Origin of the sequence: Enterobacter cloacae complex sp. GYL001 (genome assembly GCF_049237125.1) — a bacterium.
Lineage (GTDB): Bacteria > Pseudomonadota > Gammaproteobacteria > Enterobacterales > Enterobacteriaceae > Enterobacter > Enterobacter hormaechei_C.
In genome coordinates this window covers 59,067-79,865 of sequence record NZ_JBMKGW010000012.1, presented here as the reverse complement: position 1 = coordinate 79,865, position 20,799 = coordinate 59,067, and the positions used below count along the sequence as shown (strand labels likewise).

22 protein-coding genes, 1 pseudogene and 1 other annotated feature are annotated in these 20,799 nt (G+C 56.6%); of the genes and pseudogenes, 8 read left to right on the top strand and 15 right to left on the bottom strand.

Going from position 1 to position 20,799, the window contains the following annotated elements:
• Window positions 1–105 precede the first annotated feature (105 nt).
• From ilvN to ACOTWU_RS18940, 5 genes are all read right to left on the bottom strand, one after another.
• A complete protein-coding gene (gene ilvN / locus ACOTWU_RS18960) occupies window positions 106–393 on the bottom strand; it encodes an acetolactate synthase small subunit (protein WP_015570113.1) in 288 nt (95 codons plus the stop codon).
• A gap of 3 nt (window positions 394–396) precedes the next feature.
• Window positions 397–2,085, bottom strand: a complete 1,689-nt coding sequence (gene ilvB / locus ACOTWU_RS18955) for an acetolactate synthase large subunit (protein WP_126498969.1) — start codon at window positions 2,083–2,085, stop codon at window positions 397–399.
• 106 nt (window positions 2,086–2,191) lie between these two features.
• On the bottom strand, window positions 2,192–2,290 hold the full coding sequence (gene ivbL, locus ACOTWU_RS18950; RefSeq protein WP_057979964.1) for an ilvB operon leader peptide IvbL: 99 nt from the start codon (window positions 2,288–2,290) through the stop codon (window positions 2,192–2,194).
• Window positions 2,291–2,436: 146 nt separating this feature from the next.
• Entirely contained in the window at window positions 2,437–2,856 is a 420-nt protein-coding gene (locus ACOTWU_RS18945; protein WP_023323924.1) for a helix-turn-helix domain-containing protein, read from the bottom strand.
• Complete coding sequence (locus tag ACOTWU_RS18940) at window positions 2,853–3,167, bottom strand: type II toxin-antitoxin system HigB family toxin (RefSeq protein ID WP_023302825.1); 315 nt, start codon at window positions 3,165–3,167, stop codon at window positions 2,853–2,855. Before ACOTWU_RS18940 ends, ACOTWU_RS18945 begins: the two co-directional genes overlap by 4 nt.
• A gap of 486 nt (window positions 3,168–3,653) precedes the next feature.
• Here ACOTWU_RS18940 and tisB point away from each other — a divergent pair, with 486 nt between their 5' ends.
• The 4 genes from tisB (at window position 3,654) to emrD (ending at window position 6,510) form a co-directional block, all read left to right on the top strand.
• Window positions 3,654–3,743: a type I toxin-antitoxin system toxin TisB gene (tisB, locus tag ACOTWU_RS18935; protein WP_017383683.1), complete on the top strand. Its 90-nt coding sequence runs from the start codon at window positions 3,654–3,656 to the stop codon at window positions 3,741–3,743.
• Between the two features lie 64 nt (window positions 3,744–3,807).
• Complete coding sequence (locus tag ACOTWU_RS18930) at window positions 3,808–4,254, top strand: GNAT family N-acetyltransferase (RefSeq protein WP_003861064.1); 447 nt, start codon at window positions 3,808–3,810, stop codon at window positions 4,252–4,254.
• 62 nt (window positions 4,255–4,316) lie between these two features.
• Entirely contained in the window at window positions 4,317–5,150 is an 834-nt protein-coding gene (locus tag ACOTWU_RS18925) for a DMT family transporter (protein WP_015570117.1), read from the top strand.
• Between the two features lie 175 nt (window positions 5,151–5,325).
• A complete protein-coding gene (gene emrD / locus ACOTWU_RS18920; protein ID WP_015570118.1) occupies window positions 5,326–6,510 on the top strand; it encodes a multidrug efflux MFS transporter EmrD in 1,185 nt (394 codons plus the stop codon).
• Here the strand turns inward: emrD and ACOTWU_RS18915 are convergent.
• A pseudogene (locus tag ACOTWU_RS18915) lies at window positions 6,416–7,501 on the bottom strand (cellulase family glycosylhydrolase); the annotation flags it as partial. The gene emrD and the pseudogene ACOTWU_RS18915 sit on opposite strands and share 95 nt — an antisense overlap.
• An 84-nt stretch (window positions 7,502–7,585) precedes the next feature.
• Window positions 7,586–8,512 carry a DNA-binding transcriptional regulator DsdC gene (gene dsdC, locus ACOTWU_RS18910; RefSeq protein ID WP_023302824.1) on the bottom strand — a complete coding sequence of 309 codons (927 nt, stop codon included), beginning with the start codon at window positions 8,510–8,512 and terminating at the stop codon, window positions 7,586–7,588.
• Window positions 8,513–8,716: 204 nt separating this feature from the next.
• Here dsdC and dsdX point away from each other — a divergent pair, with 204 nt between their 5' ends.
• Both dsdX and dsdA read left to right on the top strand, forming a co-directional pair.
• Entirely contained in the window at window positions 8,717–10,054 is a 1,338-nt protein-coding gene (dsdX, locus tag ACOTWU_RS18905) for a D-serine transporter DsdX (protein WP_126498968.1), read from the top strand.
• A 17-nt stretch (window positions 10,055–10,071) separates the two neighbouring features.
• Window positions 10,072–11,358, top strand: a complete 1,287-nt coding sequence (gene dsdA, locus ACOTWU_RS18900) for a D-serine ammonia-lyase (RefSeq protein ID WP_126498967.1) — start codon at window positions 10,072–10,074, stop codon at window positions 11,356–11,358.
• Between the two features lie 82 nt (window positions 11,359–11,440).
• Here dsdA and ACOTWU_RS18895 read toward each other — a convergent pair whose 3' ends face one another.
• From ACOTWU_RS18895 to ACOTWU_RS18880, 4 genes are all read right to left on the bottom strand, one after another.
• A complete protein-coding gene (locus ACOTWU_RS18895; RefSeq protein WP_017383689.1) occupies window positions 11,441–11,788 on the bottom strand; it encodes a DUF202 domain-containing protein in 348 nt (115 codons plus the stop codon).
• Window positions 11,778–12,125 carry a YidH family protein gene (locus tag ACOTWU_RS18890; protein ID WP_003861080.1) on the bottom strand — a complete coding sequence of 116 codons (348 nt, stop codon included), beginning with the start codon at window positions 12,123–12,125 and terminating at the stop codon, window positions 11,778–11,780. The genes ACOTWU_RS18895 and ACOTWU_RS18890 overlap by 11 nt, the downstream gene beginning before the upstream one ends.
• Before the next feature lie 92 nt (window positions 12,126–12,217).
• Window positions 12,218–13,540: a 6-phospho-alpha-glucosidase gene (locus ACOTWU_RS18885; RefSeq protein WP_220719634.1), complete on the bottom strand. Its 1,323-nt coding sequence runs from the start codon at window positions 13,538–13,540 to the stop codon at window positions 12,218–12,220.
• Entirely contained in the window at window positions 13,537–15,159 is a 1,623-nt protein-coding gene (locus ACOTWU_RS18880; RefSeq protein ID WP_015570124.1) for an alpha-glucoside-specific PTS transporter subunit IIBC, read from the bottom strand. The genes ACOTWU_RS18885 and ACOTWU_RS18880 overlap by 4 nt, the downstream gene beginning before the upstream one ends.
• A gap of 222 nt (window positions 15,160–15,381) precedes the next feature.
• Here ACOTWU_RS18880 and ACOTWU_RS18875 point away from each other — a divergent pair, with 222 nt between their 5' ends.
• A complete protein-coding gene (locus ACOTWU_RS18875) occupies window positions 15,382–16,128 on the top strand; it encodes a GntR family transcriptional regulator (protein ID WP_108394245.1) in 747 nt (248 codons plus the stop codon).
• Here the strand turns inward: ACOTWU_RS18875 and ACOTWU_RS18870 are convergent.
• The 3 genes from ACOTWU_RS18870 to ibpA all read right to left on the bottom strand — a co-directional run bounded on the left by ACOTWU_RS18870 (window position 16,096) and on the right by ibpA (window position 18,924).
• Entirely contained in the window at window positions 16,096–17,757 is a 1,662-nt protein-coding gene (locus ACOTWU_RS18870) for a putative transporter (protein ID WP_017694020.1), read from the bottom strand. The two genes, ACOTWU_RS18875 and ACOTWU_RS18870, sit on opposite strands and share 33 nt — an antisense overlap.
• A 191-nt stretch (window positions 17,758–17,948) precedes the next feature.
• Window positions 17,949–18,377 carry a small heat shock chaperone IbpB gene (gene ibpB, locus ACOTWU_RS18865; protein WP_015570126.1) on the bottom strand — a complete coding sequence of 143 codons (429 nt, stop codon included), beginning with the start codon at window positions 18,375–18,377 and terminating at the stop codon, window positions 17,949–17,951.
• Window positions 18,378–18,513: 136 nt separating this feature from the next.
• On the bottom strand, window positions 18,514–18,924 hold the full coding sequence (ibpA, locus tag ACOTWU_RS18860) for a small heat shock chaperone IbpA (RefSeq protein ID WP_006177605.1): 411 nt from the start codon (window positions 18,922–18,924) through the stop codon (window positions 18,514–18,516).
• Window positions 18,918–18,992 (bottom strand) — a sequence feature (ROSE (Repression Of Heat Shock gene Expression) occurs in the 5'-region of heat shock genes and acts as an RNA thermometer to modulate expression.). It overlaps the preceding gene by 7 nt.
• A 247-nt stretch (window positions 18,993–19,239) precedes the next feature.
• Here ibpA and ACOTWU_RS18855 point away from each other — a divergent pair.
• A complete protein-coding gene (locus tag ACOTWU_RS18855; RefSeq protein ID WP_017383693.1) occupies window positions 19,240–19,572 on the top strand; it encodes a YceK/YidQ family lipoprotein in 333 nt (110 codons plus the stop codon).
• On the opposite strand, the gene ACOTWU_RS18850 is transcribed toward ACOTWU_RS18855, so the two are convergent.
• On the bottom strand, window positions 19,569–20,798 hold the full coding sequence (locus ACOTWU_RS18850) for a DUF3748 domain-containing protein (RefSeq protein ID WP_072202415.1): 1,230 nt from the start codon (window positions 20,796–20,798) through the stop codon (window positions 19,569–19,571). The two genes, ACOTWU_RS18855 and ACOTWU_RS18850, sit on opposite strands and share 4 nt — an antisense overlap.
• Between the last annotated feature and the right edge of the window lies 1 nt (window position 20,799).

Here is a 20,799-nt window from a genome sequence, read left to right as displayed (position 1 = left end):
ACGCGCCGGATGGCGGCGCAAACGCCTTATCCGGCCTACGTGTAACGTCCTTGCAGGCCGGATAAGCGCAGCGCCATCCGGCAAAAGCCTCTTACCTTAAGTGATTTACTCAAAAAACACCGCAATTTTGTTAAACATGGTGGGATCGGACTGGTTGCGTGCCACTTTGGTGACGTCCTCCAGCTTGTCGATCTGCGCCATCATCTGCTCCAGACGCTGGTCGTCGTTCACCAGTAGCCAGATGCGGCTGTGCTCGCTGCCCTGAATCGGCAGGCACAGAATGCCTTCCACGTTAAACGCCCGACGGGCAAAGAGCCCACAGACGTGGGTCATGACGCCTGGGTGGTTGCGGACGGTGAGTTCCAGAATGACGTTATCACATTGTTTCTGCATGGCTTATTCCCCCACCATCTCAGTATTTGCCGCACCCGGCGGCACCATCGGATACACTTTTAGTTCAGGGTCGATACGCACGTGGATCAGCGCCGGGCTAGGGCGAGAAATCGCATCCTGCAACGCCGCGTGGGCATCTTCTTCGGCGTTCAGATCGCAGGTGTGCAGGCCAAAACCAGCGGCAATCTGCATGAAGTTGATCATCCCCGGATAGGTCGCCGCAAACACGCCCTGCTTGTAGAACAGGCTCTGCTGCTGGTGCACCAGGCCCAGCGCCTCGTTGTTCATCAGAATGATTTTAACGTCTAACTGGTTTTCGGCCGCCGTCGCCATCTCCTGAATATTCATCATCAGGCTGCCGTCACCGGAGAAGCAGATCACCTTGCGGTCCGGGTTGGCGAGCGCCGCGCCAACCGCTGCTGGCAGGCCGAAGCCCATGGTGCCAAGGCCGCCGGAGGTCAGCCACTGGCGCGGACGGTTCAGCGGATACGCCTGAGCGGTCCACATCTGATGCTGGCCGACGTCGGTGGTGATAATCGCGCTGTCATCCACGCAGGCGGCGACGGCGTTGATAAGACCATAGTGGCTCAGCGGGTCGCCCTCGGTTGGGATAGCGCCCGGGAACTCCCGTTGCAGATCGGCTACCAGCTGGCGCCAGTCGGCGCGGTCGGTTGCCTCCGTCTGCGGGATCAGCTGCGCCAGCACCTCGGCCACGTCGCCCTGGATCGCCACGTGCGGCTGCTTGATTTTACCCAGCTCGGCGCGGTCGATATCCACGTGAATGATTTTGGCGTTCGGGCAGAACTGCTCGGTTTTGCCAATCGCCCGGTCATCAAAACGCGCCCCCATAACTATCAGCAAATCCGCCTCTTGCAGGATGTAGTTGGTGCTGCGCGCGCCGTGCATGCCCAGCATGCCGAGAGAGAGCGGGTGCGCTTTTGGCAGCATACCCAGCGCCATCAGGGTCATAGTGGTGGGCAAATTAGCTTTTTCAGCGAACTGGCGGATTTCATCCGCGGCGTTGATCGTCCCGCCGCCCAGATAGAGCACCGGGCGTTTGGCGGCGTTGATCATCGCCGCCGCATCGCGCACGCTCTCAGCGCTGAATTCTGGCGCGGGGGCACGGTCACCCGGCTCCGGCAGAACGTCGATCTCAATTTCTGCGGTCTGGACATCCTTAGGAATGTCTATCCACACCGGGCCCGGGCGGCCAGACTGCGCAATGCGGAACGCATCGCTGATAACCTGAGGCAGCTCGCTAATATCGCGAACTAAATAGTTATGTTTGGTGATGGGGATAGAGATGCCGTAGGTGTCGACTTCCTGGAACGCATCGGTGCCGATCATCGAGGACGGCACCTGGCCGGTAATGCAGATCAGCGGAATGGAGTCGAGACGCGCGTCGGCGATGGCGGTCACCAGGTTAGTGGCGCCCGGCCCGCTACAGGCCATACAGACCGCCGGTTTACCCTGGGTACGCGCCATGCCCTGGGCGATAAAGCCTGCGCCCTGCTCGTGGCGCGCCAGCACGTGGCGGATCTGTGTGCTTTGGCTTAACGCATCATACAGCGGCAGTACGGTCCCACCCGGGATGCCCGCAACGGTGGTGATGCCCTGTCGTTCCAGTAAATGAACAATCAGCTGCGCGCCTGTAAAACGCGTCTTGGTGGATGTTGTGCCCGAACTTGCCATGCTCCAGTCCTTTTCTTCTGAGCCAGCCTTCCGGGGAGGGTCCTAAACGAAAAACCCCGCCCGGTTTGCGCCGGCGGGGTTTTGGATTCGTGTGTTGATCCAGTCCCTACGGCGCATTGCCGACGACCACCACCACACGCACGACGACCACTGCGGCAGGTTGCGCAGTTTTTAGTAGGGTCGACGTGAAGATGGATGAAGTCATTGGGGACCTGTGTTTGGAATCATTGATTGAATTTATACAAACACAGGTTTTCGGATGTGACAATGGAAATATTTTCATCTGCGCAAAAATGCGTCAGGGATCACGTTTTGTTTGTTGGGTGGTGACACTCAATAAAGGGTTTTTACTCACTCAATAAATAACGCAGGTGATACCCCAAATCTGGCCGCCAGCTTTTTAATATGGTTCAGGGTAAGCTGTCTCTGACCATTCAGAACCCGTGAAACCATCGATTTACTACCAATTTCATCCTTAAAATCCGATATCGTCAGATTGTATTGATCCATCAAGGTTCTTAAAACTGCAATTCCGACGGGAACGGACTCCATCTCCTTGCGTAATGCGACTATCTCTGGCCGATTAGCTTCGTAACGGCTAATTCTGGCGCACACAATATCCAGCAAGGGGCTATTGGGCTCGTTCATAAGGAGATACTCAACCAGCTCAAGCGCATCCTTATAATCTTTCTCGCTCGGCTGTTCACCCAGTAAAGGAACGGCCGCAACAAGGGCGTGCGTAGCTTTCATTGCATCAGCGACGATCATCATTTCTTCCCCTTAGTGCGATGTTTCTCCGTAAAACGGTCATATTCCTTATGAGTAAAAACATGGCGCACATAAAACTTTTGGCTTTCAAAGAATATGAGAGCCACTACTCTGAGATTGTTATTTGCAATATCAATAACATAATGCTTATCAAGATACTTGAAGTTATCCAGCGTTGGGAAAAGTTTTCTCAGTGCAGCGGGCGTCGGGCAGTGGCTCTTTTCAATAACTCGTCCTAAAAAGAGAAGCTCTTCTCTGTGTTGCGGGAACTGGCTTACCGCATCCAAAATTGCCTTCATTGAGATTAAATGCATCCTGCTTGCCTGCCGCGTCCATTGCCATTATGGCAACGATAACACCTATTGCCAATAAGTCAACGAAGGAGACTATTTTCACTTCGTCAGAAAACAAAAAACCCCGCCTAAGCGAGGTTTTTATCAGGGTTTTGCGGTTGGTTGCCGCAGAACACACTGTGTTACGTCAACGCGAAAAGTATACGCGATCGAAGACGAACGCGCAATTCCGGCACGGATTTTGACGTTTTTGAGTATGGATCGCCTTCCAAATTTTGTCCATAAAATACTGTTCATACATACAGTATTTATCTATACTGAGGGTGTTCGCAGTGAGCGAGGGGGCCGCAGTTTACCGGCGCAACGAAGTCCTGGCTGAAACGGGTGGTGCCGTCAGTGCCTTAACCCCTGAAGTGAGCACACTGTGTTACGTCAATCCAGGTGCTGGCCACAGGCGGCGGAAAGGTACGCCAGCATCGTGCTCCTTTTAACCAAAAGGAGACGCGTATGAGCGTCGTGGATATGGTCATACTTGTCCTCAAACTCATTGTTGCTGTATTGCAACTGCTTGATGCTGTCCTGAAATACGTTCGGTGATTCAGGTTCAAGTCGCACCTGAGAGGGGCGGGCAACCGCCCCTCTTTAATAACGAGGGAATGCTATGTCGCGTCTGTTAATTGAGCCCGTCACGCCCGATGAACCCGGGTATATCGCCCTGAAGGCGGAGAGTATCGCGTTGAATTTCAATATGCTGCGCAGGCTGGAAGAGAACTGGCAGCGGGGTGAAAACCGCTTTAACGCGCCGGGTGAAAAACTGCTGGGGGCGTTTCTTAACGGCAGGCTGGTGGGCGTGTGCGGCCTTAATCGCGATCCGTTCAGCCAGCAGCCGCGCGCCGGACGTATTCGTCATCTCTACGTCAGCGAAAAGTGCCGTGGGCAGGGCATAGGCAAACAGCTTTTGACCGTGGTGATGGCGGATGCCAGCATCTGGTTTGATTTTCTTAATACCCATGCGCCGGAAACCGCGTACGGATTTTACCATCGGGCAGGCTTCAGGCTGGTGTCAGACGAACCCCGGGTGACGCACCGCCTTTTTTGCGCAGTGTAAGCGGCTGGCAGCATCGACGGGTGAATGTTACAGTTGGATGACATTTCACCAACCGATACGCCATGACCATCACCGTTTTCTGCATTTTACTGTTCGCCGCACTGCTGCATGCCAGCTGGAACGCCATCGTTAAAGCCGGAACGGATAAACTCTACTCGGCGATCGGAGTCAGCGGTTCAGCCGCGCTTATTGCCCTGATTTTACTGCCCTTCTCTCCTCAGCCAACTGCCGCAAGCTGGCCATATTTGTTCGTCTCCTGTGCGTTACAGGTGGTGTACACCGTGCTGGTAGCGAAGACCTATCAGGTCTCCGACATGAGCCAGACCTACCCCCTTATGCGCGGGACGGCCCCTCTGCTGGTGGCGCTGATCAGCGTATTGGTGCTCGGGGATCATCTCTCCTGGCTTGCCTGGTCCGGCATTGGGGTCATTTGTCTGTCGATTCTGGCCATGGCGATGAACGGCCGCATGCAGTCACGCAAGGGGATCTGGCTGGCGCTGCTGAACGCCTGTTTTATCGCCGGGTATACCCTGGTGGACGGCACCGGTGTGCGACTCTCGGACACTGCGCTGGGCTATACGCTCTGGACCTTCTTCATGAACGGTTTCTGCCTGCTGAGCTGGGCAATGGTGGCGCGGCGTCGCGAAGCGTCCAGCTACCTGCGCCTGCACTGGAAAAAAGGGCTGCTCGGCGGTGTCGGGACGATGGGATCTTACGGTCTGGCACTCTGGGCGATGACCCAGGCACCGCTGGCTGTGGTCGCGGCACTGCGTGAAACCTCTATTCTCTTCGGCGCATTAATCGCATTTGTGCTTTTAAAAGAGAAGGTTGCCGGCCTGCGCATCGCGGCGGCACTGGGTATTGCTGCCGGTGCGGTCCTGCTGCGCCTGGCGTAATTCACTGGCAACATTAGTTGCCGATCTTGTTTACAAATCCTGCCTTCACGCCTTCTGTCATTCATCACAGTAATGCTTAAATTGTCATCTCTCTGTGGTAGATTCCTCGCGCATTTATGGGAATGCGTAGTCACTTATTCTTTATTTATCTCTTTTGGCAAAAGTATTCAGCGACATGAAAAAGCAACGGAACGTGAATTTATTGTTGATGCTGGTGTTACTGGTGGCCGTCGGGCAGATGGCACAAACCATCTACATTCCGGCGATTGCCGATATGGCAAAAGATCTGAGCGTCCGCGAAGGTGCAGTCCAGAGCGTGATGGCAGCCTATCTGCTGACCTATGGCGTTTCACAGCTGGTTTATGGTCCCCTGTCCGATCGCGTCGGGCGTCGTCCGGTTATTCTGGTGGGCATGAGCATTTTCATGGTAGCGACGGTGATTGCCATTACCACTCACAGCCTGACCGTCCTGATTGCCGCCAGCGCCCTTCAGGGCGTGGGCACCGGCGTCGGCGGGGTTATGGCGCGTACCCTGCCGCGTGATATGTACCAGGGCACACAGCTTCGTCACGCCAACAGTCTGTTAAATATGGGTATTCTGGTCAGCCCGCTGCTGGCCCCGCTGATTGGGGGTCTGCTGGACACCGTCTGGTCCTGGCGCGCCTGTTACGCCTTCCTGCTGGTGCTGTGCATTATTGTCACCTTCAGCATGGCGCGCTGGATGCCGGAAACCCGCCCAAAAGACGCGCCGCGCACGAAGCTCATCGCCAGCTACAAAACGCTGTTCGGTAATGGGTCCTTTACCTGTTATCTGTTGATGCTAATCGGCGGCCTGGCGGGCATTGCGGTGTTTGAAGCCTGTTCCGGCGTGCTGCTGGGCGCAGGCCTTGGCCTGAGCAGCATGGTGGTGAGTATTCTGTTTATTCTGCCGATCCCAGCGGCGTTCTTCGGCGCATGGTTCGCCGGACGTCCGAACAAGCGTTTCTCCACGCTGATGTGGCAGTCGGTGATCAGCTGTCTGCTGGCCGGGCTGATGATGTGGATCCCGGGGCTGTTTGACGTGATGTCGGTCTGGACGTTGCTCATCCCGGCGGCGCTGTTCTTCTTCGGCGCGGGCATGCTGTTTCCCCTCGCCACCAGCGGCGCGATGGAGCCGTTCCCGTTCCTCGCAGGCACGGCAGGCGCGCTGGTGGGCGGTTTGCAGAACATCGGTTCCGGCGCGCTGGCCTGGCTTTCGGCTATGATGCCGCAGACCGGGCAGGCGAGTTTAGGCTTACTGATGACCCTGATGGGGCTGCTGATTTTGCTGTGCTGGCTGCCGCTGGCGTCGCGTGTCTCGCATCACGAACAGCCGGTTTAACCGCATGATGGCCCGGCTTCTCGCCGGGCTTTTCACAGACGGGCGCAATCATCGCCTGCAATAGCCGCTCTGGGGCAGGCCGCCACGCCCCCTCTTCCCCGTCATAAAACTGAACATCGGCGTTTATTGCATACGGGATGTTGGCCTGTTTCAGCTCGCACGCCATAAACGTGGCAAACGCCATCTGCGAGGCGGTTGGCGTCAGGCTTTTCGATTCGCCCACCCCCCAGCCGCCAACCCAGCTCACATGCCCGGTTTTTTGTTGCCAGTGCAGCGCGGCGTTGATTCGGTTACGGATAGCCGCTTTCTCAGCCGCAGTTCCGGACGTCCACGGGTATTTACCGTTCGTTTTCAGCGGGCCCCAGGGGAAAATATGCCACTCCGCCAGCAGGTAATTCTGGCTGTGCGCGGGCAGCTTCAGGCTGGATAAATCCTCCGGCGCGGCGCGCAGACGAGGGGCGATAAAAATCATGCGGCTGGCATCAATGGCGTGAATGTCTTTGATCGCTTTCTCATACACCCGGTTGAGCGAAGCAACGTTGTGGTTGAGCTTGTCCGCCGGTTCGTAGATCAGGTCAAAGCCCAGCAACGGCGAGCGCTGACCAAAATAGTGCGCAACGGCAATCCACCAGTTAATCACCTCTTTTTCGGTATCCGCTTTCGGGTCGTTTTTATATTCATCGGCCTGATAAGCGATGATGGGGATGACGCCGTATTGCTCGCAGGCCTCCACCAGCTTACGCAGGTGAATCAGCCGCGCTTCCGTCGGTTCGCCCGCCACCCGAATACGGACATGGTGTATGCCTTTCACCTGAAAATCACGGACCACCAGCGGGTCGAACTCGCGGATACCGCGCTCGGTGCGTGCCCAGTCGACATCCATTCCGACGCCCAGCATCTGCGCGTAACGGGCAGCCGTCAGCGGCGGCTCAGCGGCAATCGCCCAGCCGGAAGAGAGTAAGATCGCAGTGGCAATAAAAGGCTTTAACACGGTTTACCCTGGATAAATCAAAAGCATTACCTGTATTTAGCACGCTTTTTCACATTTGGTGTAGAGCGAAAGCGTAATAATTCTTCAACCCGCCAGCTCTCTTAGCCAGCCGATAAAGGCGTCAATTTTCGGCCACTGACGGCCGGGAAGCGTTGAGACGTAATAATGCTGATGGCACTTGAGAGTTTTCCCATCAAAGGGTGCGATCAACTCCCCCCGTTCGAGACGTTTTTGCACCAGCCGCTTTCTCCCCATCGCCACCCCCACATTATTCATGGCCGCGATAATGGCTAAATCAGAGCGATCGAAGCCAATACCCGATGATAACGGCATATTCGCCGCGTAATGCTGCGCCCAGCTCAGCCACTCATCCGTACCGGAATCATTGCTCCAGGCCTGACGGTCGTGCAGCAGCGTGCAGTGGCTGAGGTTATGGGGGTTTTTCAGCAGTTCATGCTCCCGGGCATACGCCGGCGAGCAGACGGGCAAAATCTCTTCATCCATCAAAAAGTGATGAGAAAGGTGGTTTGGCGGCGTATCGTCGAAATAGAGCGCCAGATCGATGCCGGTTCGCTGCATGTTGACGTAATCATTACCAGTCAGAATAGTAAGTGAAATCGACGGGTAGCGGCGGGTAAAATCCCCCAGCATCGGCACCAGCCAGCACTGGGCGATCGACGGCCGGGAGTACACCGTTAGCGTACCTGACAGCGCCTGGTTTTTAATATCCAGGATCTCCTGATTCAGGGTATCGAGGGACGATTTCAGCGTCCAGTAAACGCGCTTGCCTTCCTGCGTCAGCTCCACTTTACGGTGTGAGCGGACAAACAGCTGAATGCCCAGCTCCTCTTCCAGCAGGTTTATGCGGTGGCTCACCGCGCTGGGGCTGAGCGACAGCTCCGCCGCCGCCAGCGCGAAGGACTCATGCCGGGCGGCCACTTCAAAGGTGTACATTTTCGACAGCTGCCAGCCGTTTAACAGCCGGTTTCTGCCTTCATTCGCATCGGTCATCACAATTCCCACACGTAATTTCTGCGTTCAGCATACCGCTCAAGAATGAATTTATGTGAACCTAATACGAGTTAAGTGCGCTTTTTAGAACACAGTCACTCAGTTGATCCAATCTGGCTCATCTGAACGCCAATTTATATCGTTTGTCAGCCCACGCCGTTTTTTCGTCCAATACCCCCAGATGACATAAGGGTGAGGTGAGATATGGGATCTCAGGTCTGGGTTGTGGCAACGCTGCTTGTCAGCATCGTATTGATTGTTTTAACCATCGTAAAACTGAAGTTTCACCCGTTCCTCGCGCTGCTGCTGGCAAGCTTTTTCGTCGGCGCGATGATGGGGATGAGCCCGCTGGATATGGTGAACGCCATTGAGAGCGGAATTGGCGGTACGCTGGGCTTCCTGGCGGCGGTTATCGGTCTTGGCACTATTCTCGGCAAAATGATGGAAGTCTCCGGCGCGGCAGAGCGCATCGGGATTACGTTGCAGCGCTGCCGCTGGCTGTCGGCGGACGTGATTATGGTCCTGGTCGGCCTGATCTGCGGCATTACGCTGTTTGTGGAAGTGGGCGTGGTACTGCTGATCCCGCTGGCGTTTTCCATCGCCAAAAAGACCAACACGTCGCTGCTCAAGCTGGCCATTCCGCTCTGTACCGCACTAATGGCAGTGCACTGCGTGGTGCCTCCGCATCCGGCCGCGCTGTTTGTCACCAATAAATTAGGGGCGGACGTCGGGACGGTGATTGTCTACGGTCTGATGGTGGGCCTGATGGCGTCTCTGGTTGGCGGCCCGCTGTTCCTGAAGCTGCTCGGCGATCGTCTGCCCCATAAGCCGGTTCCGGCGGAATTTTCAGACCTGAAGGTGCGGGAAGAACACACGCTGCCGTCGCTGGGCGCCACGCTGTTCACCGTGCTGCTGCCGATTGCCCTGATGCTGGTGAAAACCATTGCCGAGCTGAACATGGCAAAAGAAGGCTCGCTGTATACCCTGCTGGAGTTTATCGGCAACCCCATCACCGCCATGTTTATCGCCGTGTTTGTCGCCTACTACCTACTGGGGATCCGCCAGCACATGGGCATGGGCGCAATGCTGACTCATACGGAGCACGGCTTTGGCTCTATCGCCAACATTTTGCTGATTATCGGTGCGGGCGGCGCGTTCAACGCCATCCTTAAAACCAGCGGTCTGGCGGAGACGCTGGCGCATATTCTCTCGAACCTGCATATGCACCCTATCCTTCTCGCCTGGCTGGTGGCACTGGTGCTGCACGCCGCCGTCGGTTCGGCAACGGTAGCGATGATGGGTGCCACGGCGATAGTGGCGCCGATGCTGCCGCTCTACCCGAACGTAAGCCCGGAGATCATCACCATTGCCATCGGGTCCGGCGCTATTGGCTGCACGATCGTGACCGATTCTCTCTTCTGGCTGGTGAAGCAATACTGCGGCGCGACCCTGAACCAGACCTTCAAATACTATACGACGGCGACGTTTATCGCCTCGGTGCTTGCACTTGGCGGCACATTCCTGCTTTCTTTCATTATCTGAGCGCGAAGAGACGTATTATGGAAAACGCAACTATCACTACTTTAACCGCACAGTTTCCTCTGGTTGAGGATCTGATTGCCCTGAAAGAAACCACCTGGCTTAACCCGCGCACCACGACGCTGGCGGAAGGATTGCCGTATGTCGGGCTGACCAAAGCCGACGTGGACGACGCGCACGCGCGCCTGAAACGCTTCGCGCCGTATCTGGCGAAAGCGTTCCCGGAAACGGCGGCAACGGGCGGGATTATCGAATCCGACCTGGTCGCGATCCCGGCGATGCAGGCGCGGCTGGAGAAAGAGTCCGGTAAGGCCATTCCAGGCACGCTGCTGCTAAAAAAAGACAGCCATCTGCCGATCTCCGGCTCGATCAAAGCGCGCGGCGGCATCTATGAGGTGCTGACCCACGCGGAGAAACTGGCGCTGGACGCCGGACTGCTGAGCGTCGAAGACGACTACAGCATCCTGCTGGAGCCGCGCTTTAAGGATTTCTTCAGCCAGTACAGCATCGCGGTGGGCTCAACCGGCAACCTCGGGATGTCCATCGGCATTATGAGCGCCCGCATTGGCTTTAAGGTGACGGTGCATATGTCCGCCGACGCCCGCGAGTGGAAGAAAGCCAAACTGCGCAGCCACGGCGTGATCGTCGTGGAATATGAGCAGGATTACGGCGTGGCGGTGGAGCAGGGACGCAAAGCGGCGGAAAGCGATCCGAACTGCTTCTTCATTGACGATGAAAACTCCCGTACGCTGTTCCTGGGCTATGCGGTGGCGGGCGAGCGCCTGAAGGCGCAGTTTGCCGAGCAGGGCCGCGTGGTGGATGCCGATCATCCCCTGTACGTCTACCTGCCGTGCGGCGTCGGCGGTGGCCCCGGCGGCGTGGCATTTGGCCTGAAGCTGGCCTTTGGCGATAACGTCCACTGCTTCTTCGCGGAGCCAACGCACTCCCCGTGCATGCTGCTGGGCGTTTACACCGGCCTGCACGATGAGATTGCCGTGCAGGATCTGGGCATTGATAACGTGACGGCGGCGGACGGGCTGGCGGTAGGGCGTGCCTCCGGCTTCGTGGGCCGCGCGATGGAACGCCTGCTTGACGGGTTCTACACCCTTTCCGACCAGAGCATGTACGACATGCTCGGCTGGCTGGCTCAGGAGGAAGGGATTCGCCTGGAGCCGTCGGCGCTGGCGGGCATGGCCGGGCCGCTCCGCGTCGATGCCGATGAGAACGTTACCCACCTGGTGTGGGCGACCGGCGGCGGCATGGTGCCGGAGGATGAGATGGCGAAGTATTTAGCTAAAGGGAAGTAATTATGCCGGGTGGCGGCTACGCCTTACCCGGCCTACAGTTCGCGGCAGTTGTAGGCCCGGTAAGGCGCAGCCGCCACCGGGCTTATAAGCTCATAATTTGCTGAATGTGAGTAACTGCAAAGAGTAAAGACAGAGATAGCACAGCCAACGCAATCAGGAACTTATCCCGCACCGCTTTCGGCTGCGCAAAGTCGTTCTGCGCCACGTCCATCAGGTTACGGCTGCGGGTGTAGCGCCATAAAATGACGGCTACCAGCGCCAGCACAACAATGGAGATCCAGAATGGCGCCCCCGTGCGGTGCCAGTTGTGCTTAATGGCAAGAGCGATCAGCGCGCCATACCCCAGCAGCGTGCGCAGCCAGGCCAGCGAGGTTCGCTCCGGCTGAAGCCCGGGGTCCGCTTCCCGCCGTGCTTTGCGGCTATCCGGCATACAACACCAGTAACATCACTACGCCCGCAACCATCAGCAAAATCGTACTAATGATGAGCAAGCCGCGCGTGTAGGGGAGATCCTGCTTCAGACGCATCGCCTTTTCATTTCTAAGCCAGCGCAGATAGCCATAAATCGCCAGCACACCGGCAATCAGGCACAGCAGCAGGGCCAGCACTTCGCGAATCAACGGGGTGGCAAAATCGGGGGCGAGCTGATCAAGACCGACACCTGCGGCCAGAAAGCCCAGGGCGGTGCGGATCCACGCTAAGAACGTGCGTTCGTTAGCCAGTGAGAAGCGGTAGTCCGGTGCTTCACCGAGGCGGGAAATGTTCATGAAGGTTCCTTGTCGTGCTGCATGCAGGCTTCAGCATAGCGTAATTCAGCCAGGACAAGGAGACCGGCATCTGGCGATGCCGGTCAGGAAAATTAATGCAGTTCCGGCCAGTACTCTTTGTTGGCTTCAATCAGATCGTCCAGAATCGCCTTCGCCACCGATGCGCTCGGTACGGTTTTCGACAGGGTAATCGCCTGCCATAGTTTCTGATACGAGCGCTGCTCCCAGGCGTCCACCACCAGTTTTTCCACTGCCACCTGCTGGCTCATGAGCCCTTTCTGGAAGTGCGGAATATCACCCACGGTCAGCGGCTCCGGTCCGTTGTGGCCGACCAGACAAGGGATTTCTACCATCGCGTCGGCGTCAAAATTATGGATAGCCCCATTGTTAGGCACAATCAGCAGCATGCGTTCCTGGGTATTAAAGGCGATCGCGGTCGCCAGATCGACGATGTACGACGCATGTTCGTCGATTTCCAGTTCACCGGCAGAAGAATGACCGGCTTCGATAATCGCCCGGCATGAACTGAATACATGCTTCTCACGGCGATCCATCACTTCATTGGCGCGGGTACGCTCCGGGTTGGAATGGGCGACCACATAGTCCGGGAACAGGTAATACTTCAGGTAGGTGTTCGGCATGGTGTCCGGATCCAGCGCCTGTACGTCTTTAGCCTTGGCGAAAGTATCATTCCAGCTCGCTTCAGTATGCGCATCTTCCGAAGGCGGAACATAACCGTTTTTCGCCACGTATTCGCGCAGTTTCGGCATCAGATCGTTGCCGTTCAGATCTTCAATCGACGTCCACCAGCCGAAGTGGTTCAGACCGTAGTAGCGCACGCGCATCTCTTTGCGGTCTTTCAGACCGACGATTTGCGCCATACGTCCTTCAATGCCGATCGGCATGTCGCAGATGTTGAGAATTTTCGCGTTCGGACGCAGGCGGCGCGTGGCTTCCGCGACAATCGCCGCCGGGTTGGAGTAGTTCAGCATCCACGCGTTCGGGGAGTACTGCTCCATGTAATCCACCAACTCCAGCACGCCGCCGATGGAGCGCATGCCGTAGGAGATGCCGCCCGGCCCGCACGTTTCCTGGCCCAGCACGCCGTGGCGCAGCGGGATTTTTTCATCTTTTTCACGCATGGGGTATTTGCCCACGCGAATATGCGCCATCACGAAATCCACATCGGTAAAGGCCGCTTCAGGATCGGTGGTGTAACTAAATTCAATCTCCGGCGCCTGCTCCTTAAGGATGATTTTGCACGCCTCGGCGATGATCTCCTGACGTGCTCCGTCATTGTCATAGAACTTCAGCGCACGCAGCGGGAAACGGTCACGGTTGGCTAACAGCATCAGGACGATACCAGGCGTGAATGTACTGCCGCCGCCTGCAATAACAACTGAGAATTTTTTCATGATATAGCCTCTGTCAGAGTGGTTTGTTCGTTTGTTAAGGGGGTTTTCATCAGCGATTCCAGCTGGTCGCGCACCTGAGGAACGTGCAGACCGACAATCACCTGTATGCCGTTGCCGCGCCGCACCACACCGTGTGCGCCCAGGGCTTTGAAGACGTCGTCGCTTTGGGTTTTCGTCATATCCACCAGGGCGATACGCAAGCGGGTGGCGCAGTTATTGATACTTTCGATGTTTGCTGCGCCGCCGAGCGCCTGTAAGAACCCAGCAGCCTGCCCGACCTGCTGGCTGGCTGCCGCCGGGGCGGTGGTTTGCCCGCGCGCGGCCTTATAGTCGGCTTTGTTGTAGAGTTTGATTTCGCTCTCTTCCCGGCCCGGCGTTTTGAGATTCAGACGTTCGATAAGCGTCCTGAAAACCACGAAATAGAGAGCGGTGAAGCAGAGGCCGATGCCAATCTGGGTGAATACCGTCGAGGCGTGGTTATGGAACATCGGGATCCAGTTTTGCGGCAGGAACTGGTCCAGCAGACCGCCCCCCATGTTCCCCACCACCCCGAAGGTATACATCACCGTCGCCATCGTTGCGGCCAGCACGGCGTGGATGGCAAACAGCAACGGCGAGATAAACAGGAAGGTGAACTCCAGCGGTTCGGTAATGCCCACCAGCACGGCGGTAAGCGTGGCCGGGATCAGCAGACCTGCCACTTTGACGCGGTTCTCCGGCGACGCGGTATACCAGATAGCCAGCGCAATACCGACTGAGCCAAACACCTTAGAGTTGCCGTGCAGCGCGAATCCGCCCTCCGGGAACAGCGTTTTCAGCGGCACAGTGCTCTGGCTGAATTCCTGAAGGTGCTGTGCCCAGTAGACCTGAATGCCGCCTTCTACCGCAGCCGGGCCGAAGATAAACGGGCCGTAGACAAAGTGGTGTAATCCGGTTGGGATCAGAATGCGTTCCAGGAAGGTATAAACCCATACGCCCAGCGCGCCAGCGGTACGGAGAAAGGCCTGCAACGACTCAATGCCCATCTGCACTTTCGGCCACCCCAGCAGCGTCAGCCAGGCGCAGGGGATCATGACGAAGAACGCGAGGATAACGACAAACGAGGTGCCCTGGAAAATCCCCAGAAAGACCGGCAACGGCTTGTCGAAAAATCGATTGTGGATGGCGGTGACGAGCCCGGAAATGATAATCGCCCCGATGATGCTGGTATCAAGCGTTTTGATTCCGGCAATCATCGCCAGCCCGCTGCCGGCAGTGGGTTCAGCAGAGAAGTCGACGCCAAAGAAGTGACCCCAGGTCATCCCCATCGCGTTGATAAAGTAGTTCCAGGTCAGGAAGCTAATCAGCACCGCCAGACAGGCGCGGCCCTGCGCCTGCTTTGCCAGGCCAATCGGTAAGCCGACAGCAAAAATCAGCGGCATATTACGGAACACCGCCCAGCCGCCCTCTTCGATGATGTGAACAATTTGCGCGAACAGATTATCCGGCGCGGTTAAGGCCTCACCGACAAACAGCGGATTGCGAAGCATGATGGCGATCCCAACCACGATCCCGGCAAAGGGAAACAGCAAAACCGGGGTGAACATGGCGCCGCCAAAACGTTGTATTTGACTGAGCATTTTTAAATCCTCATGAAACAACCTGTAGGGGATAGAGGCCTTTATGGTTTTTTACTGGCCTGAGGTGAGCATAAGAACTTACTGATGCGGCAACATGGTATGCCGCTGCGATTCGTGATCGCATTCATGGTTTTAATTTGACCAATCAGGTCTACTTTTTAAACTAAACATAGACAAGTTAAGACGTAATCCACGCCATGATGTGCGCAGAGAGGTCTACTGGTGATCTACAAATCAATTGCCGATCGGCTGCGGCTGCGGCTGAATTCCTCGGACTACAACATTGGTAGTCCGTTACCCGGAGAAAAAGCGCTGGCAAAGGAGTTTGGCGTAGCCCGGATGACCATCCGCAAGGCGCTGGATCTGCTGGTAAGCTGGGGGCTGGTTGAACGTCGACACGGCAGCGGGACGTTCGTGGCGCGCAAAGACGTTCATCATGAAACGACTAACCTGACCGGGCTGGTGGAGGTGCTGCGCCAGCAGGGGAAAGAAGTGCAGAGCAAGGTGTTGCAGTTTGAAGTGATGCCCGCGCCGCCCGCCATCGCCAGCCAGCTGCGGATTCAGATTGATGAGCGGATCTATTTTTCAAGGCGGGTGCGTTACGTGGACGGAAAACCGCTGATGCTGGAGGACAGCTTTATGCCGGTGAAGCTGTTCCGCAATCTTTCCCTGGCGCATCTCGAAGGATCTAAGTTTGATTACATCGAGAAGGAATGCGGGATCACCATCAGCGGCAACTACGAGAGCCTGACGCCGGTGCTGGCAGATAAACAGCTGGCCGGTTATATGAATGTGCCGGAACAGACGCCGCTGCTGCGCATCACCTCCCTTTCCTACAGCGACAGCGGCGAGTTCCTCAATTATTCCGTGATGTTCCGGAACACCAGCGATTACCAGGTGGACTACCATTTGCGGCGTATCCACCCGGAAGACTTGTTAGCCCATCCCCCAGAACAGCACCGCCAGTAGCTGCGGGGTGATGATGCGCAGAAACATCACCAGCGGATAAACCGTGGCGTAGGACAACGCCGCCGCGCCGCTGGTGGCGTGCAGGTTGTTGGCGAACGCCAGCGCGGGCGGATCGGTCATGGAACCGGCCAGCATGCCGCACAGCGTGAGATAGTTCATTTTAGCGAAGATACGTGCCAGTAATCCGACCGTTATCAGTGGGATAGCGGTAATAAATATGCCGTATCCTACCCAGCTCATCCCTTCGCCGTTGACCAGAGTATCGACAAAATCGCCGCCGGATTTCAGCCCCACCACCGCCAGAAACAGCACGATGCCTAACTCCCGCAGCGCCAGGTTAGCACTCGGCGGCATAAACCAGTAGAGCTTACCAATGGAGCCGATACGCCCAAGGATCAGCGCCATAATGAGCGGCCCGCCTGCCAGACCCAGCTTCAGTGCTACCGGGAAGCCGGGCACGTACAGGGGGATGGAGCCAAGCATGACGCCAAGCCCGACGCCGATAAAGACCGGCAGCATCTGCACCTGCTGGAGTTTTTGCTGGGCGTTGCCTACCATGTCCGCTACGGCATCAATGGATGAGGGACGCCCGACGAGGTTGAGAATATCACCGAATTGCAGGCTGGCATCCTGGCTGGCCACCAGCTCGACACCGGCGCGGTTAAGCCGGGAGATCACCACGTCATAACGCTCTTTAACCTGCAAATCGCGTATTTTCTTGCCCAGGACTTTCTCATTGGTCACTACCACGCGCTCCACGCGCATGTCCGTTCCACGGGTTGAGAGTGAGGTATCCACCTCCTGACCAATCACCAGCCGGGCATTGTTTAAATCCGCCGGTTGCCCTACGAGATGCAGGAGATCGCCGTGCTGAATAAGGGTATCCGGTGAAGGTACCATCAGCGTTTCATCACGTTTCAGGCGGGAACAGATAATGGTCGCGCTGTTCAGAATGGGAACATCCTGTATCGCCATATTGTTCAGGTTGGGGTTTTCGACGCGAATGTTGATGGTTTTAATGAGCGCATGGCCGTTGGTCAGCGTGCTTTCATGCTCTTTTGCCTCCTGCTCGACGTTAACGCGGAACAGCACGCGCACCAGCCACATCGAGAGCAAAATACCGCAAATGCCAAACGGATAGGCCATGGCGTAGCTCATCCCCATCTGATCGACGACATCAGCAGGGATACCCAGATCGCGCAGAATTTGCTGGCCCGCCCCGAGCGCGGGCGTATTCGTGACGGCGCCGGAGAAGATGCCCAGCACAACGGGCAGCGGAATCGCGAAGAGTTTATGCAGAATGGCGGTAACCAGCCCACCCATCACGACGATGCCGAAGGCAAAGAGATTAAGGCGTAAACCGGAGACGCGCAGGGAAGCGAAGAAGCCCGGCCCCACCTGAATACCGATGGTATACACAAAGAGGATCAGGCCGAACTCCTGGATGAAATGCAGCATATCGGCGCTGAGCACCCACCCAAGCTGGTCGGCAAAATGGCCGACAAAAATCCCGCCGAACAGCACCCCGCCGATGCCAAATCCGACGCCGCGGATTTTGATATTCCCCAGCCATAGCCCCACTACCGCGACAAGGGCCAACACGCTAACGGTTAACGCGATATCACTCATGATCCACATCCTGTGTATAACCATAGTTATGCTAAGGATTCTCTCAGAGCTGACGGCGGTTGTATGGGCGATGGCGCACAAAAAAGCCCTGCCGGGGCAGGGCTTCATGGCATCTGTGAGCGAGTCGGGTGGCGGCTGCGCCTTACCCGACCTACAGGATCGGCAGGTTTGCCACCCGGCAAAAACGTGTATTAGCTGTTCAACGCCGGGCGTTCGCTAATGGCGATGCGCTGAGGCGCAATGGCTTCCGGCACGTTACGGGTGAGGTCAATGTTCAGCAGCCCGTTAGTGAACGTCGCGCCAGAAACTTCCATATGGTCTGCCAGGGTAAAGCTCAGGCTAAACGGCTGAGTGACAAGCCCCTGATGCAGCCATTTGGTCTCGGTGTCTGGTTTTTCCGGTGACCCTTTCACGGTCAGGCGCGTACCCTCAAGCTGGATGTCGAGATCTTCCTGGCGGAACCCGGCCAGCGCAAGCGTGATGCGGTAGTGGTTATCATCGCTTTTTTCGATGTTGTACGGCGGAAAGGTCTGCTGTTCGGTTGCGCTTTGCAGCGCGTTAGCCAGTTTGTCAAAACCGATCCACTGACGCAGCAGGGGGGATAAATCGTAGTTACGCATACTAAATCTCCTTCTGAGAAGCGAGTTCGGCACAGTTTAATTTTGTGCACAGTTGTACCTGCAAACCCTTGCGGATTCGCATATGCTCCCGTTACGGCAAGCAAGTTCGGGTGGGCCGCTCACGCGACCCGCGTAATTAGTTGATTTCGATACGACGCGGTTTTTTCTCTTCCGGAATCACACGTTCCAGTTCGATAAACAGCAGGCCGTTCACCAGGTTCGCGCCCTTGACGTGGATGTTCTCAGCCAGCTGGAACTTGCGCTCAAAGTTGCGCTCTGCGATGCCCTGGTAGAGGTAGGTTCGTTCTTTCTGCTCGGCCGTATGGGAGCCTTTCACCACCAGCAGATTGTCCTGCGCGGTGATCTCCAGTTCGCTCTCTGCGAAACCGGCAACAGCAATCGCAATGCGATAGTGGTTTTCGTCAACCAGTTCAACGTTGTAAGGAGGATAGCCGTTGCTCTGGCTCTGGTTGTTTTCTAAGTGGTTGAACAGACGATCGAAACCAATGGCAGAACGGTATAGCGGAGAGAGATCGAAATTACGCATGGATAAATGCTCCTGAAATCAGCGAGAAAATGTAGCCTTCCACCATGGACAGGCTTCTGCTTCCCCGAACACCCATCAGGCGTGTCCGTTATCGGGTTACATTCTTAAAATGGGTCTGGATACGGCCTTTTCAAGACTGTTGATGTGAGATTTTTTTGCACTTTGCTGGTTGTCGCATAGACTCAGGGGCACAGCACAAAGGGTTAAATTGCGATGACGACCACAGTGCGGGAGTTTTGAGCTATCCATTTTGGACGCGCCTCGCTATAACCCTGAGTTGCAGGTCAATGCCGTGCTACTAAAGATGACTGAGTGATGATGAGAAATGTTCTGATTAAGCTGGCGTCGTTCAGCGGGGTTGTTTTACTTTGCGGGTGTTCGAGCGTGATGTCGCACACCGGCGGTAAAGAAGGAACATATCCGGGGACGCGCGCCAGTGCCGCAATGATCTCTGATGATGAGACAAACTGGGGTACCAAATCTCTGGCGATTCTTGATATGCCGTTTACGGCGGTTGCCGATACGCTTCTGCTGCCGTGGGATATGTTCCGCACCGACAGCTCAGTGCGTTCGCGCGTTGAGAAAAGCGAGCAGGAAAAGCTGGCGACCAATTCCGTCATCCCGCCCGCAGAGATGCCTCCACGCTAATTCTGTGCGGTTTCCGTTAGCCACAGCTGGCGGAAACCGTCCTTCTCTTCCATCCATGCAATAAATCGTCCGTCCGGGGAAAACACCACAGCGTCAGCAGACGGCGGATTGCCGTGATCGGACGTCAAAAACGTCACCTCTCCGGTCTGCGCATCGCAGCAGGCAATACGGCCTGCAAGCACAAATCCCAGCCCGTTGCCGGAAGGATGCCAGTTAAAGGCCGACTGAATATCACGCTCAGTGTGGGTCAGCTGACGCGGCTCGCCGCCCTCAGGGGAGATAAGCCACAGCTGCACAACGCCGTTATCGTCCCGCATTAAAAACGCAATCTGCGTCCCCTGCGGATTGCTGCGCACCCAGTGGCGCGGTACGTTCACCAGCCCCGGATACGCCTTCTGATGGGTGAAGGTTAAGCGACGTTGCGTTACGCCCGCAGGCGGCGCGGGCATTGTATCAGGCGTTCCCTGCAACGGCGCATCGCCCGCCCGTTTCCAGCCCTGCTCGTCTTTGGGGAGATCGACAATAAACAGTTCGGGCACTTTCTCGCCTTTCGCAGACACCGTATCGCCGATAAACGCCAGCCTGTCGTTGCCCACCCAGCCCTCTTCATAGGCGCGGTTTACCTCATCGCTGCCCGGTTTCGGGTTCGGCGTTGTACGGCTTACCAGTACGCTCCAGAAGGTGCCGGCATATTCCCGCGGATGGTTCCCCTGTGGGTTTACTGGGCCAAAAGGCGCCGCCACCCCGACGTTACGCAAATCCAGCTGCGGATCGCGCGCGTGCAGCACATGGTCGTTGTAGGTAAAGCTGACGAACTGCCCGTTCGGGCTAAAAACGTGGACGTGGCTGCCGCCACGCAGCGCGCCTGCGGTGTAAGGCGCGGTGATATCCATCGCATCAAGATTGCTCACCTGACCATTGTGCGCAATCACCCCCTGACGATGGTGAAAATCATACTGCCAGTCTGCATCCGGGTTTTTCGGGCCGTGGATAAAAACATATTTGTCCTGCGCCGGATGAACGGTTACCACGCCGACATGCGCGCCGTCAGTCGCACGGTAGATCGCCTCAACCTCGCCCGTACTAACATTGACCCGCTCAATGGTTTCACCGGTAAACGACGCGCCGGACGGGCGGACATCATAGACAAGCCACTGGCTGTCTGGCGTCCAGGTGTTGATGTTGGTGAGCTGGTGGTTGCGGGAAGCGAAGGTGATTTGTTTCATG